The sequence below is a fragment of the Mycobacterium sp. genome (genome assembly GCF_035603715.1).
Lineage (GTDB): Bacteria > Actinomycetota > Actinomycetes > Mycobacteriales > Mycobacteriaceae > Mycobacterium.
Genome location: NZ_DATNJW010000253.1, coordinates 1 through 13727, shown reverse-complemented (window position 1 = coordinate 13727; position 13727 = coordinate 1). Strand labels below are relative to the sequence as shown.

Below are 13727 nucleotides of genomic sequence, written 5' to 3'. Positions count from 1 at the left end.
GATCGTGGTCGATGTCGAGTACCAGGACGTCGTGGCCGGTATCGGCGAGCGGGTGATGACGTCCGACGAGTTCATCGAGGCGGCGCGGTCCACTGAGCCCCTCACGGCCTTTGCCGACCCCGACGCCGTGGCAGTGGTGTTGTTCACCTCGGGCACCACGTCGCGGCCCAAAGCCGTTGAGCTGACTCACAACAACCTGACCAGTTACGTCACCGGCACCGTCGAGTTCGGTTCCGCCGATTCCGCCGACGCGGCGCTGGTGTGCGTCCCGCCGTATCACATCGCAGGGGTCGGGGCCGCATTGTCAAACCTCTATGCCGGGCGGGCGATCGTGTATCTGCGCCGGTTCGATCCGCAGGACTGGGTGCGGCTGGTCCGCGGCGAGGGGGTGACCACCGCGACGGTGGTGCCGACCATGCTGTCGCGCATCGTCGCGGTCCTCGAGCAGCAGCCCACCGAGCTCCCGACGCTACGCAACCTCGCCTACGGCGGATCGAAGGTGGCCCGTCCTCTGGTCCGACGAGCGCTGGACCTGCTACCGGACGTCGGCTTCGTCAACGCCTACGGGCTGACCGAGACCAGTTCAACCATTGCGGTGCTCACGCCCGAGGATCATCGCGAAGCCCATCAGGCGCAGGACGACGCCGTCGCCCGCCGGCTCACATCGGTCGGTCGCCCGGTCCCCGATATCGAGGTGCAGATCCGCGCGGAGGACGGCAAGGTGCTCGGGCCGGGTGAGGCTGGTGAGCTGTTCGTGCGGGGGCCGCAGGTGTCCGGCCGTTACGCCGAGATCGGTTCGGTGCTCGACGCCGAGGGCTGGTTTCCGACCAGGGACATCGCGATGCTCGATGAGGACGGCTACTTGTTCATCGGTGGCCGGTCCGACGACACCATCATTCGCGGCGGGGAGAACATCGCGCCGTCGGAAATCGAGGACGTGCTGGTCGAGCATCCCGACGTCCGTGAAGTCGTCGTCGTCGGACTCGATGACGCCGAGTGGGGGCAGATCATCGTGGCGGTCATCGTCCCCGAGGCCGGTGCCGCGCCGACACCGGATCAGCTGCGCGAGTTCGCCCGCAGCGCGTTGCGGGGCTCCCGCACGCCGGACCGCATCGTGTTCCGCGACGAGTTGCCGACCACCCCGACCGGCAAGGTGCTGCGCCGCGAGATCCTCGACGACCTCACGCCCGCGGCTGCCGAACACTGAAGCCTTACCTCCAGACAGCAAGGAGCCCAACATGATCAAGAACGGCACGCGCCTGCAGAGCCAAGTGTGTGACACCCAGGTGATCGTCGTCAAAGCCGCTGAGAGCCTGGACGATCTGCGTTGCGGAGGCAGGCCGATGCTGCCACTGGACGCCGAGCGGCCTGCCGATGGCGCGGTTGACCCGGCCTTCGCCGACGGCAGCACGATGGGCAAGCGCTACGTCGACGACGGCGATGCCGAGGTGCTGGTCACCAAGGCCGGCGCCGGCTCACTGAGCGTCGGCGCGACGCCGCTGACGCTCAAGGAAGCCAAGCCGCTGCCGGCCAGCGACTGATACGACACACCAAAGCTTCGGAGTGCTCGCCACCGGACCCCTGCCTCCGTCAAACGCCGCCTGGCTGATGGAGATTGGCGGTTGGATCGTCTTCGTACTGGTGGCCGTATTTCTCCCCGACAACCCTTGGGTTCCCAACCCGTGAAGTGCGGTCTACGGGCGGCCCGTCGCGGGCTCGACGAGCGCCTGCAGTTCGCGACGGACGATCTTGCCCGTGCTGCCCCGCGGTAGCTCGTCGAGCACTGTGATCGCCCGCGGCACTTTGTAATTCGCGAGGTTTTCGCGAACGTGCGCTTTGAGCTCGTCCGTTGTGGCGGCGGCGCCGTCGGTGAGGACGACGAATGCGACCAACCGTTGGCCGTACTGGTCGTCGTCGACGCCGAGCACCGCGGCCTCAGTCACCTCCGCGTGCGCGGCCAACGTCGTTTCGACCTCGATCGGGTAGACGTTCTCGCCACCGGAGATGATCATCTCGTCGTCGCGGCCGACCACGAACAGTCGTCCCGCGGCGTCGAGATACCCGACGTCGCCGGATGACATATAGCCGGCGTGAAAGTCCTTGGTGGCACCCGAGGTATAGCCGTCGAACTGGGTGGAGTTGCGGACATAGATGGTGCCGACCTCACCTGTCGGCAGTTCTCGGAAGTCCGCGTCGAAGATGCGGACCTCGGTGCCTTCCGCGGGCCGCCCCGCTGTATCGGGTGCCGCACGCAGGTCGGCGGGGGTGGCGGTGGCGATCATGCCCGCCTCGGTGGCGTTGTAGTTGTTGTAGATGACATCGCCGAACCGGTCCATGAACTTCGTGACGACATCGGAGCGCATGCGCGAACCTGACGCGGCCGCGAAGCGTAGCGAACGGCCGCTGTACGTCGCCAAGACGTCATCGGGCAGGTCGACGATGCGATCGAACATGACCGGCACGACGCACAATCCGGTGGCACGATGCTCGTCGACCAACGCGAGAGTTGCCTCCGGGTCGAACTTGCGCCGGGTCACGATGGTGCAGGCCATCAGCGCGGCGATGCCCAATTGCCCGAATCCCCAGGCGTGGAACATGGGTGCCACGATCACTGTCGTCTGCTCGGCGCGCCACGGTGTCCGGTCGAGGATCGACTTCAACGCATCCGCGCTGCCGCCGGAATGCTTGGCGCCCTTGGGCGATCCGGTGGTGCCCGACGTCAGCAGAATCGTCTTCGACGTGCGCGTGGCCTGCAACGGACGTCGACCGCGGTGCCCATCGACCAAGCCCGCGACGGTGACGTCGTGTGCGCCGGGATCTTCGGTCCACGCCACGATCCGGGCAGCCTGTGGACGATCCTTGCACGCCTGGTCGATCGACGATGCGAATTCCTCGTCGAAGATGACGGCGTCGACCTGCTCGCGCGCCACGACTTCGGCCAAAGCGGGCCCGGCGAAGGACGTGTTCAACAGCAGGACGTCGGCACCGATCCGGTTGGCTGCGACCAACGGCACAACGAAGCCGCGATGGTTACGCGCCATGATGCCGACGACCTTCGGCGGACCGCCGGGCAACGCCTGCAGCGCAGCGGCCAGTGCGTCGCCGTCCTCATCGAGTTCGCGCCACGTCAGGGTGCCCAACTCGTCGATCAGCCCGGGCCGGTCAGGGCATCGCTGGGCCGCGATCGCGAACCCCGAAGTGGCGTTCATCCCTGCGCGCCGCACCGCCGCTGCCATGCGTACGTACCGGTCGGGCCGCAGCGGAGCAAGCAGCCTCGCTCGAGACATCGTGCCGATGAAGCCCGCGATCTTGTTCAGACGCTCCAGCATGGTCAGCAGATCACCGGAACTCGACGTTCGGCTTCAGATGCGGTCATATGGTCCCCTCAGCAGAAATCGTTAAACAGTTTGATGTTATCGGCCCAGGCGGTTGGGTACCCGAATACCCTGAAACCGATGCAGGGTCTGGAGGAGCGGTGAAAAGGCTCGGAGGCTGGGACGCGGTCCTGCTCTACAACGAGACCCCCAACCTTCCCCAGCACACCCTGAAGATCGGCATCGTCGACGCGTCGGACTCCGAGGGTTTCGGCTACGACCACTACCGCCAGGCTTTGGCACGCAAGCTGCACCTTCTCGAACCGCTGCGCTATCAGCTAGTCGACATCCCGCGCCGACTGCATCGCGCGATGTGGCTGGAGAACTGCGACATCGACCTTGACTACCACCTCCGGCGCTGTCAGATCCGGGCGCCTGGGGGGCACCGCGAGCTGGATGCGGCGATCGGCGAAATCGCCAGTACAGCACTGGATCGCAGTAAGCCGTTGTGGGAGTTCCACTTCGTCGAGGGGATGGCGGACAACCGGTTCGCCATCATCGGCAAGGTCCACCACGCCCTGGCCGACGGCGTCGCGTCCGCCAATTTGATGGCGCGTGCGCTGGACTTTCCCGATGCCTCGTGGCCAGACAAAGACACCTACCGGCACGACCCCCGCCCCTCCGATGGGCGCCTGATCCGCGCCGCGATGCGCGATCACGCTGTTCAATTGCGAGAACTGCCCGGCCTGCTGCGAGACACCGTCAAAGGAATACATCGGGTACGCCGTCACTCCAGGTCTGCCCCCGGCCTCGCGCGGAACTTCCGTCCGCCGGCGACCTTCCTCAACCACGTCGTGTCGCCGGGGCGCACGTTCGCCAGCGCCACGCTTCCACTCGCCGACGTCAAAGCCACCGGCAAGCGTCTCGGAGCCACCATCAACGACATGGTGTTGGCCATCAGTACGGGAGCCCTTCGCGCGCTGCTGCTGGAGTACGACGGTCACGCCGACGAGCCCTTGCTGTGTGGCGTGCCGATGAGCATCGACACCTCGCCAGAACGGATATCCGGGAATGCCCTGGGCACCGTCGTGGTGACGCTGCCGGTACAGGTCGCTGATCCGCTCGAGTGGGTGCGCGTGGCCCACACCGGCGCGACGATCGGCAAGGAGAACGCCCGGCTACTCGGGTCCGAACTGGTGAGCCGGTGGTCCAACTACGCACCACCCACGCTGACGGAGTGGGGTTTTCGCCGCATCGCAACCAGCAGATCGGGCAACAAGCTGATTAATGTGCCGGTCTCCAACGTGCCGGGCCCCCGCCAGTTCGGCGAAGTCGCGGGTGCTCCACTCACCGAGATCTACTCGGTCGGGCCACTGACGTTCGGGGTGGGAGTCAACATCACTGTGTGGAGTTACGTTGACCAGCTCAAGATCTCGGTGCTCGCCGACGATGTGACCTTCGACGACCCCCACGAGGTCACCGACGCGATGGTGGATGCGTTTTCGCTCATTCGTCACGCGGCCGGTATGCCTGCCGAGGTCACCTAGGGTCAGTCGCGTCGAGCTTCGATGAACACGCTTTCCGGGATTGCGGCATCGAGGCCGGCCGGGGCGGATCGGTTGCTGGCGGCCATCAGGTCGTCTGCGCTTGTCGCCGAGGTGACGGACCATCCGTGCGCTCGCAGCCAGTCGACAACCTCGGTGCGATCACCCTCATAGAGCAGGTTGCCGGATTCGGTGATGTCTTTGCCGCCCAGTTTGATTGCGACGTCCCGATATAGTTCGGTCTGCTCTTCGCGGCGCGCGAAACTGTCTGCGCTGAAGAACTCGTTGGTGAATGCTTCGACCGCGACACGGCTCCCTGGGGCGCTGAGCGACTGGATCCGCTCGAACAACAGGTCCTGGGCGTCGGCTGTCAGATACGGCAACAGGCCCTCCGCCGACCACGCCGTTGGAGCTGATGCATCAAACCCGGCCTCCGTCAAGGCTTTTGGCCAGTCCAGCCGCAGATCGATGCCGACGCTGACGTGGGAAGCAATCGGGTCGACCGCATGAGATTCCATTGTGTCGGTCTTGAATTCCAGCACTTTGGGCTGGTCGATCTCGTAGACCACGCATCCGGCGGGCCAGGCGAGCCGCCACGCGCGTGAGTCCAGGCCGGCCGCCAGGATTACGACCTGCCGGATGCCGTCGCCGGCCGCCGCCAGAAAGTAGTCGTCGAAGAACTTGGTCCGGCACGCCGTGTAGCCCAGCATCGCCTGCATCCGGTCCTCGAATTGTGGAGCGACATCGGCCAATTGGGCCGGCAGTTCATCGTCCAGATAGACCCGCCAGATGCCGTCGCCGGCCGCTTCGAGGAACAGTCTCGCGTAGGGATCGCTGATCAGCGGATCGGCGCTCTGGGTCTCTTTCGCCCGCCCACCGGCAACGCCGAGCGCGGTGGCACCGACGCTCTCGTTGATGTCCCACGTGTCGTCGTCAGTTCTGGCCATTGGAGTCCCCTCGCTGCTCGCGGTGCAATGCGCTTGATACCGAGCTTATACGAGAACTTAGCCGAGCTTACAAAATGAGGTCGGCGCACCCTCGTCAGAGTCGTTGGCAATGGTCACAGCGACGCCCGCACCACGTTAGCGTGCTAACCTCAGCGATAGCACGGCCTACTATCGTCATAGTAGAACGTGATAATCGGCTAGAGAGACCTCAACATTCGTTGCGGAGATGGGGTATCTGAAGCAGCGTGTTGAAGGTCCGACTTTCGCCTTCAGAAAGAGAACGACATGGGCGCGAAGGAAGTGATGACTGATCTAGCCGGTGCAAGCCGCGTGCGCTCCTACGAGCGCGATGGGGTGACGTTGGGGTACTCCATCGTGGGCGACGGTCAACCCATCCTGTTCGTTCACGGCACCACGGCGACGGGGGAGTTCGAGTGGGGTCGGCTCGCGGCCGGGCTGGCGTCGGATTATCAATGCGTCCTGCCTGATTTGCGGGGACACGGGCGATCAGAACTGGGCGATTCATCGGATATGGGCCAGGCCATCTGTGCGGACCTGCGCCATCTCATTGAGCACCTGGGCCTCGATCACCCCCATGTCGTTGGGTTTTCCTACGGTTCCGAGATCGCGCTCATGCTTGAACTCTCAGCGCCCGGCACCGCAAAATCGCTTGTCATGGTGAGTCCGGGCACAGGCCGCCCCAGCGACTACAAGGCTCCGCGCCTCGAGCACCTCTACCGCACCTGGCCATTCGCCTTGCGGCGTCTGCACGAGACCCACCATGGACCTGAGCACTGGCGCCGGCTTGTGACCGTGATGCATGTGGACAGTGTCGGGCGATCCGAGTTCTCAACGGAAACACTGGGCCGTGTCGGGTGTCCCGTGTTGCTGGTGGCCGGCACCGACGACGAGTCGACACGGCGGGCTCAGGGTAAGCGGTTCGCAGATGCCAACCATTTGGCGCGGTATGTAGAACTCGACGGCGCAGGACACGCGGTGCACCACAAGTGCCGGGATAGGTTTGCAGAGGTCATCAGTGCCTTCCTGGCTGAAGTCGACAGTGAGAGAGCGGGGAGCCATGCCGCGGCAGAAGACAGCTGAGCGCAAGCCGGCCGTTGTAGAGCCGGCTGAGGAATACGTTCCGAGCTGGCAGCGCGACAGTGTCGATCGGTCGCTACGCAATGCGATCGACCGGGCGCGTAAGCGTAGCGACCGGTTTGTTGACGCTGCCATTGAACTGCTATCCGAACGTGACGAGGGTGACTTCTCCATCCAGGACGTGGTGGACCGCTCCAGCCAGTCCCAGCGCACGTTCTATACCTTCTTCGACAGCAAAGACAGCCTGATGCTCGCCGTGTACGAGACGATCCTGCGCAAGACCGCGATGCCGATGTTGCAGGCGCGGTGCGAGGGCATCGACGACCCGGTGCTGCGGCTTCGGGCTCTTTTGGATGCCTTGTCAGAGATCACCGAGATGCCGGCGCGGCTGGCGCGGGGGTTGAGTGTTCTGCACCTGCGGCTGGCCGAGACGCGGCCAAAAGACCTTGCCGGGGCGGTGGAACCCTTGCACGCCTTCATCGTCGAATTGCTGACTGGGGTGGCTAATTCGGGCCGGCTACGTGAGGATCTCGGACTGCACACCCAAGCCGCGCTGCTTCAGGAACTCCTGCTGGCCTCCACACACTCCCGGGTGCTGACGGGTGGTAGTCAGACCAGCGTCGACGATCTGTGGGCGTTCTGTTCGGCCGCGGTATTGCGCCGCGAGGACTGACCGCCGGAACCAGTGGCGACCTGAATCAGGTCACGGCACCGGTGATCTTGAGGCCGATCAGCTCGTCATCGGATTTTCCGAGTTCACGCAGGATTTCGTCGGTGTGTTCGGCGAATTGCGGTGCCCGGCTGAGGCTGGCCGGCGTCTCGTCGAATTGCACGGGGTTGGCAACGAGTTCGCGCCGCGCGCCGTCGATGTCGAGAATTTCGGCGATCATTCCGTTGGCCCGCAGCGCGGGATCTTGCCCCACCTCCCATGGGTCCTGCGCGACGCCCCATTGCCCTTCCATGCCGCGGAACGCTGACGTCCACTCGGCGAGGGTCCGCCCGGCTATGACGTTCTGTACGACGTCGGCTGCCTCGCCCGCGTTGCCCATGAGCGCGTCGGCGGTGGCGAACCGGTTGTCGGTGATGAGATCCTCGCGGTCAACGCGTCGGCAGAATTCAGGCCAATAGCGACTCGCTTGCAGCATTGCCAACACGATCCACCGGTTGTCGGCGGTGCGATAGTTGCCGACGAGCGGATTGGTCGGTGCCGAACTCCTGCTCGGGGCGCGCTCTGGCGGCCCGCCGGTCAGCAGGGCGAAGCCGATTGACAGCGCGTTCGCCCAGGCGCCGACGCCGAGCAGCGAGACGTCGACGACCGACGTTTCACCGGTCCGTTCACGTGCCAGGAGCGCCGCGGCGATGCCTCCGGCGATGGTCATCCCGCCGAGCGAATCACCGTAGGCGCCCGCGGGCATCTTGCACAGGCCATCGAACTCCGTCGGGGTTGTTCCGAGGGCCGAGCCGCCCCGGGCCCAGAAGGCGGTGCTGTCATAACCGCCTTTTTCGTTGTCGGGACCCTTGCTGCCGAACCCCGATCCGCGCACATAGATGATGTCAGCGTTGACCTTGCGTACGTCGTCGAGCTCGATGCCCAGCCTGCGGCGGGCCCTGGGCAGGAAGTTTGTCAGGAATACATCGCTGGTTCGGATCAGCTCATGCAGGACGTCCAACGCCTCTGGCCGCTCGAGCGCGAGGCCGATGCTGCGCTTGCCGCGGTTGGGGTGCTCCATCAGGGGCGCGAAGGAGCCACTGCCGACCGGCATGTCCATCACTCGGCTGAGACCGCGTTGAGCGTCGCCCGTCTCGGCGTGCTCGACTTTGATCACGTCGGCGCCCCAATCCGCCAGGACCGCGCCCGCAGCCGGGACAAACGTGAACTGAGCCACCTCCAGCACACGCACGCCTTCCATCGGCTGGATCACAGCGGTCTCCTCCTCGGACTCAATCCGGTTGATGCGGGGGCAATTTCGCGGTCAGCTACTCGCCGGGCGAACGTGGATCACATCCATCATCAGATCGCGTGGCTGGGTGAGCACCTCGTACAAGACCTCGGCGACCCGCGCCGAAGTGAGGAGTTGTGTTCCACTCATCCGAGTCAGATACCCGTCGGCTTCCCAGACCGGCCAGGCCCGTTCCAGGTCGCCCGGTCCGAAGTTCTCGTGGACCGCGGAATCGCCGACGGCGCCCAAGACGACCAGGGTCACCCGGATCGAGTCGCGCCGGAGTTCATGATTCATCGCCTGGGTGAAGCCATTGAGTCCGTGCTTGGTTGCCGCGTAGAGAGTCATCATCGGCAGGTAATCAAGAGTGATTTCCGAGGAGATGTTCATGATGTCGCCGCCGCCTGCGGCCCGCAGGAGCGGGATCGCCGCACGGGTCGTGTACATCGGCGCGATGAGGTTGGTGTGGACGGTGACGGCGATGTCCTCGTCGCTGGCCTCCTCGATCAGGCGGATTCGGCTGGCGCCCGCCGAGTTAACCAAGATGTCGACGCGTCCGAATTGCGCCGCCACCTGTTCGAAAGCGGCGCAGACTTGGGTGGAGCAGGTGACGTCGGTCTCGATGGGCACAGCGTTGGCTCCGAGCGTGTCGGCGATCTCGTCGAGCAGCAGCTTGCGACGCGCAAGTAGCACCACAGTGGCGCCCTCCCGTGCGAAGCGCTCAGCAGTCGCCCTTCCCACACCCATCGAGGCTCCGGAGACCACCACGACCTTGCCTTCCAAGCTGCCGGACATTGCAAGCCTCGATTCCTCAAACTTCGCGATGACGAATTGCGTCCAACGTCTGCACCGCTGATGCAGTACAACATTGCGTAATACGCACATGTCGTTCTACCATGACGCGCACGTGATAGTCATCACCTCGCCCGCGACAGGGTGCGGGCGTTCATCCGGAGGGAGTCCGTTGTGCCCACACGCGTCAGCGGCAAAGAGGCCAAGCAGTGGGCGACCGAGCACCTATGGGGCAATTGCAGCTCGCTCTACACACCTTTTTCAGGCCAGGACGGTGACGACATCGACTTCGAGGCATTGCGAGCGGTGGTGCGACATTGCCTGGTCGACCTCGACCAAGACGGCATCTGGCTTACCGGCGGCATCGCCGAATTCTGGTCGCTGACCACCGACGAGCTCAAGGAGGTCGTGCGGGTCGCCGTGGAGGAAGCTCGCAGCGTGAAGCCGGCGGCCCTCGTTCAGGTGATGTCCAGCACTGACACCGCCAAGCAATGTGTCGACCTGACGTTGCACGCCCAAGAACTCGGCGTCGACATCTGCTACATCCTCACCCCGTACTTCGAGTGCTCGGGGAAGCCAGGCGTCTTGGAATATCTGCGCTACGTCGCGGATCGGACCGATATGCCATTGGGATTCTTCAACTCCCACTCCACCGGCCTGGTGCTGACGCCAAGCGAATGTGTCGAGTTGTACCGTGAGATTCCTGCGCTCTGCGGGCTGAAGAACGGGCTTCTCGACGCTCAGCACAGCCTGGCGGTTCACGCTCTCGCGCCCGAAATGGTGTTGTGGGAGGCGGACGACGAAGCCGGAATCCGGCTGGGTATACCCCATCCTGGGGCACTCGGGTCCGCTCTGTACCTCTACGAAAAGCCCGGATTGCCGCTGTTCTCCAAGTGGCGCGCTCTCCTGGTCGCAGGCGACTTCGAACGCGCCGAAAAGTTCGCCGCCGAAACCGGGCTGGCGGACATGAAGGCCGCCAGCCGCCGTTACCAGTCGCACCCGGCCCGGCCGGGCGTGTTCACGCATTGGGGCGCAGGCTTCAAGTTCGGCGCCAGCCTGCTCGGCATGCCGGTGGGCGACTACCCCCATTCACGGCCGCCGCAGACCGCATTCCCCGACGAACTCAAGAGCCCGATCATCGAGGCGTATGCCGCGTCCGGGTTCATCAAGTCCTGAGAACGGAGCGCTGCCGTGCAGGTGCACGATTTCCGCGCAGGCGTGCGGGACTGGATCGACACGCGCGGCGATGAGCTCGTCGCCGCACTGGGGGACGACAGCGTAGCTGCCCAGCTGGATCATCAGCGCCGCCTCCAGCGGATGCTTTTCGATGCTGGCTGGATGCGTTGGGGATGGGCGACACGCCTCGGCGGATTCGGCGGCTCGCCGATACTGCGCGCAGCGCTTGGCGAGGAGCTCACCGGCCGCGCCTTGGTGCACACCGCATCCTGGTCGATGCACGAGGTCCTGGGACCGGCGGCCGCCGAGTTCGGTCGGCCCGAACTGATCGAAGAGATCTTCCCGCGGTTGCTGCGCGGCGATGAATTCTGGTGTCAGGGGTTTTCCGAGCCCGACGCGGGCAGTGACCTCGGATCCTTGCGGACAACCGCAATTCGACAGGGCGACGGTTGGTTGATCAACGGAGAGAAGCTGTGGACCAGCTTCGCCCAACACGCCACCCGGTGCGTGGTGCTGGCCAGAACCGGCGAGCCAGGATCCCGCGGCATCAGTGCGTTTCTGGTGGACATGGACACCCCCGGCGTCACCGCCAGCCCATTGCGCACAATGGCCGACGTCGACGAGTTTTGTTCAACGTCGTTAATCGACGTCCAGGTACCCGCACACCGCCTACTCGGCGAAATCAACGGCGGCTGGCAGATTGCTCAGTACATCCTGTCGTGTGAACGCGGACCCATCTTCTGGCAACGCGGCGCATGGCTGGCGCACCACCTGGGCATGCTTCTCGGCGCGGCGCACGATGCGGCGTCACAGACCACCCTCGGCGAGGCGTACGAAATGCTGTGGGCGTTCCGGGCCCAGTCGAAGGCCACTCAAGACCGGATCGCCGTTGGCGATCTACCGGGCCCTGAGGCCTCCGTCGACAAGGTCCTCATCGCCGCTGCTGATCAAGCGGTGTTCGACGCAGCGCGCGAATTGCTTTCCGGCGTCATCGAAGTCGACGACACCCCGCGAGGACGGGCCTGGCGGCGAGAATGGGCCTACTCACGCGCGGCCACCATCTACGGGGGTACCAGCGAGATCCAGAAGGACATCATTGCTACCCGCTTACTCGGATTGCCCAGGAGCGCCTGATGGCCAACACCATCGAGGCCTCCGAACGCGATCTGATGGCCCAGACGCTGCGTCGGCTGGCCGAACAGTTCGACGGCGAGCCTTTGTCAAATGCGCTTGCAGACTTCGGATTCGGCCAGCTGCTCGACGAGGCGCCTCGCCAGGCGGTCTCGGCGTTGTTCGATGCGCTCGGACGCACCGGTTCGATGTCGGCGGAGCTTCACGACGTGCTGCTGCAGCCGTTGACCGGACTGTTCAACGGCGCAACCGAGTCTCACTGTGTCGTGCTGCCCAGAATCGGCGCGGCGGTTTCTGGGTCGCTCGATGGCGGCACCGTCACTCTGCGGGGACTGGTTATCGGCAGGCGGCCGGCCACGGTATTCCTGGCACCGGTGACGGCCGGTCATGATACCGCGTGGGTCAGTGTCGCCGATTCCCCAGAGCTGACGAGAAGAGTTGTAGTAGGCCTGGATTCAGCACTCACGGTCACCGATCTAAGCGCTACGGGGGTCGCCGCGACGGTGGTGGCCCAAGGTGAGCAGGCAAGCATTCTGTGGAGGACGGCAGCAACCGCGGGACGGCGGGCGCTGGGATACCACATCGTCGGGGCGGTCGGCGCGATGATCGATCTGGCGGTCGAACATGCCTGCCAACGCGTGCAGTTCGGCCATTCGATCGGGTCCTTTCAGGCTGTGCGGAATCGGCTCGCGGAGGCCCATGTGGCGCGCACTGCCGCTGCGGCGGCACTCGAACTGGCTTGGGAAGCCGATGACGAATACCTGGCGGGCATGCTGGCCAAATCGTTGGCCGGGCGGGCGGCGCGGATCACGGCGACGCACTGTCAACAGGTGCTGGCCGGGATCGGCTTCACCGCCGAACACGCGTTCCACCGTTACCTGAATCGCGCCCTGGTCCTGGATTCACTTTTGGGATCGACCACCGAACTGCGCAGGGCCGTTGGCCGTCAACTGGTTTCAGCAGGGACCATCCCACGGCTGGTCGAGCTGTGAGCAGGAACGAGCATTCCGCTGTATTTGCCGAACCCGCCGTACGCGTCACACGCGATGGGCCCGTGGCAGTGGTCGCGCTTGCCCGTCAGACGAAATCCAACGCGATGGACGGTGAGGTCACCGTTGCATTGCTGCACACCCTGCGGGCGCTTTCGGCGGGCGGCGACGTCCGCGCAATGGTGCTCACCGGCGATGGTCGATCGTTCAGCGCGGGCGGCGACATCCAGACGATCCGAGAGATGGCCGCGGACAAGGGGGTTCGCGACGCGATTCTGGACAAGCACCAGGAGTTGTTCTGGGCGATGAACCGGCTCCCGTTCCCGAGCGTCGCGGCGGTCAACGGCGCTGCTATCGGGGCGGGTGTCACCGTCGCGCTGCTGTGCGACCTGGTCGTCATGGCACAGGACGCTTTCCTGTCCGATCCACGCGTCGCGCTCGGCCTGCTCGACGGCGCGGGTGGAATTGTGTTGTGGCCGTTGCTGACCAGTCTCTCCGCGGCAAAGGAGCATCTATTGCTGGGCGATCGGATTCCGAGCGCCGAAGCCCACCGACTCGGCCTGGTCAACCGTGTCGTTCCCACCGAAGAAACGGTCGCTGCGTCCCTCGACCTGGCTTACCGGCTGGCGGCGCTACCGCAGAACTCGGTTCGGGAGGTGCGGCGCTTGTTGAACTCGCACATCGAGCGGGCGGCGCCGGTGCTCGCCGAATGCGCACGGGCCGAGAGCGAGTGCTTCGACACGGAAGATCACCGTGCTGCGCTGGAGCGGTTGAGCGTGCGGCTCGCCGCGAGACC

13 protein-coding genes and 1 pseudogene are annotated in these 13727 nt (G+C 65.0%); 10 read left to right on the top strand and 4 right to left on the bottom strand.

From position 1 onward, the window contains the following. Positions 1–1207: fatty acid--CoA ligase family protein (locus VN856_RS10700; RefSeq protein WP_325688759.1), on the top strand; the 1207-nt coding region annotated here is incomplete at its 5' end. 31 nt (positions 1208–1238) lie between these two features. Further along, the gene (locus tag VN856_RS10695; RefSeq protein ID WP_325688757.1) at positions 1239–1541 is read left to right on the top strand and encodes a hypothetical protein; all 303 of its coding nucleotides are present in this window, start codon (positions 1239–1241) and stop codon (positions 1539–1541) included. Positions 1542–1694: 153 nt separating this feature from the next. On the opposite strand, the gene fadD12 is transcribed toward VN856_RS10695, so the two are convergent. Then, positions 1695–3329, bottom strand: coding sequence for an acyl-CoA ligase FadD12 (gene fadD12, locus VN856_RS10690; RefSeq protein WP_325688755.1), 1635 nt, complete (start codon positions 3327–3329; stop codon positions 1695–1697). Positions 3330–3475: 146 nt separating this feature from the next. Between fadD12 and VN856_RS10685 the strand changes: the two genes are divergently transcribed. Next, the gene (locus VN856_RS10685; RefSeq protein WP_325688753.1) at positions 3476–4861 is read left to right on the top strand and encodes a wax ester/triacylglycerol synthase family O-acyltransferase; all 1386 of its coding nucleotides are present in this window, start codon (positions 3476–3478) and stop codon (positions 4859–4861) included. 2 nt (positions 4862–4863) lie between these two features. On the opposite strand, the gene VN856_RS10680 is transcribed toward VN856_RS10685, so the two are convergent. Further along, positions 4864–5805 (bottom strand): class I SAM-dependent methyltransferase, encoded by a 942-nt coding sequence (locus VN856_RS10680; RefSeq protein WP_325688751.1) that lies wholly within the window; start codon positions 5803–5805, stop codon positions 4864–4866. 285 nt (positions 5806–6090) lie between these two features. Between VN856_RS10680 and VN856_RS10675 the strand changes: the two genes are divergently transcribed. After that, positions 6091–6906: an alpha/beta hydrolase gene (locus VN856_RS10675; protein WP_325688749.1), complete on the top strand. Its 816-nt coding sequence runs from the start codon at positions 6091–6093 to the stop codon at positions 6904–6906. Next, complete coding sequence (locus VN856_RS10670) at positions 6884–7576, top strand: TetR/AcrR family transcriptional regulator (RefSeq protein WP_325688748.1); 693 nt, start codon at positions 6884–6886, stop codon at positions 7574–7576. Before VN856_RS10675 ends, VN856_RS10670 begins: the two co-directional genes overlap by 23 nt. 25 nt (positions 7577–7601) lie before the next feature. On the opposite strand, the gene VN856_RS10665 is transcribed toward VN856_RS10670, so the two are convergent. Together VN856_RS10665 and VN856_RS10660 are read right to left on the bottom strand one after the other, a co-directional pair. Beyond that, entirely contained in the window at positions 7602–8813 is a 1212-nt protein-coding gene (locus tag VN856_RS10665; protein ID WP_325688761.1) for a CoA transferase, read from the bottom strand. Between the two features lie 63 nt (positions 8814–8876). Further along, entirely contained in the window at positions 8877–9638 is a 762-nt protein-coding gene (locus tag VN856_RS10660) for an SDR family oxidoreductase (protein WP_325688746.1), read from the bottom strand. A 171-nt stretch (positions 9639–9809) separates the two neighbouring features. On the opposite strand from VN856_RS10660, the gene VN856_RS10655 reads away from it, so the two are divergent. The 5 genes and pseudogenes from VN856_RS10655 to VN856_RS10640 form a co-directional block, all read left to right on the top strand. Further along, entirely contained in the window at positions 9810–10811 is a 1002-nt protein-coding gene (locus VN856_RS10655; protein WP_325688744.1) for a dihydrodipicolinate synthase family protein, read from the top strand. A 15-nt stretch (positions 10812–10826) separates the two neighbouring features. Next, positions 10827–11408: pseudogene (locus VN856_RS28880) on the top strand (acyl-CoA dehydrogenase family protein); the annotation flags it as partial. Between the two features lie 9 nt (positions 11409–11417). Beyond that, positions 11418–11945, top strand: coding sequence for an acyl-CoA dehydrogenase family protein (locus tag VN856_RS28875; RefSeq protein ID WP_414686923.1), 528 nt, complete (start codon positions 11418–11420; stop codon positions 11943–11945). Continuing rightward, the gene (locus VN856_RS10645; protein WP_325688740.1) at positions 11945–12934 is read left to right on the top strand and encodes an acyl-CoA dehydrogenase family protein; all 990 of its coding nucleotides are present in this window, start codon (positions 11945–11947) and stop codon (positions 12932–12934) included. The genes VN856_RS28875 and VN856_RS10645 overlap by 1 nt, the downstream gene beginning before the upstream one ends. 62 nt (positions 12935–12996) lie before the next feature. Beyond that, the coding region (locus tag VN856_RS10640; protein WP_325688738.1) for an enoyl-CoA hydratase/isomerase family protein at positions 12997–13727 on the top strand (731 nt) is incomplete at its 3' end.

What these genes read in the sequence shown, in the direction of transcription:
- VN856_RS10695 (WP_325688757.1), top strand. Translation starts at nt 1,239, where the DNA reads ATGATCAAGAACGGCACGCGCCTGCAGAGCCAAGTGTGTGACACCCAG.
- fadD12 (WP_325688755.1), bottom strand. Translation starts at nt 3,329, where the DNA reads ATGCTGGAGCGTCTGAACAAGATCGCGGGCTTCATCGGCACGATGTCT.
- VN856_RS10680 (WP_325688751.1), bottom strand. Translation starts at nt 5,805, where the DNA reads ATGGCCAGAACTGACGACGACACGTGGGACATCAACGAGAGCGTCGGT.
- VN856_RS10675 (WP_325688749.1), top strand. Translation starts at nt 6,091, where the DNA reads ATGGGCGCGAAGGAAGTGATGACTGATCTAGCCGGTGCAAGCCGCGTG.
- VN856_RS10670 (WP_325688748.1), top strand. Translation starts at nt 6,884, where the DNA reads ATGCCGCGGCAGAAGACAGCTGAGCGCAAGCCGGCCGTTGTAGAGCCG.
- VN856_RS10665 (WP_325688761.1), bottom strand. Translation starts at nt 8,813, where the DNA reads ATGGAAGGCGTGCGTGTGCTGGAGGTGGCTCAGTTCACGTTTGTCCCG.
- VN856_RS10660 (WP_325688746.1), bottom strand. Translation starts at nt 9,638, where the DNA reads ATGTCCGGCAGCTTGGAAGGCAAGGTCGTGGTGGTCTCCGGAGCCTCG.
- VN856_RS28875 (WP_414686923.1), top strand. Translation starts at nt 11,418, where the DNA reads ATGGCCGACGTCGACGAGTTTTGTTCAACGTCGTTAATCGACGTCCAG.
- VN856_RS10645 (WP_325688740.1), top strand. Translation starts at nt 11,945, where the DNA reads ATGGCCAACACCATCGAGGCCTCCGAACGCGATCTGATGGCCCAGACG.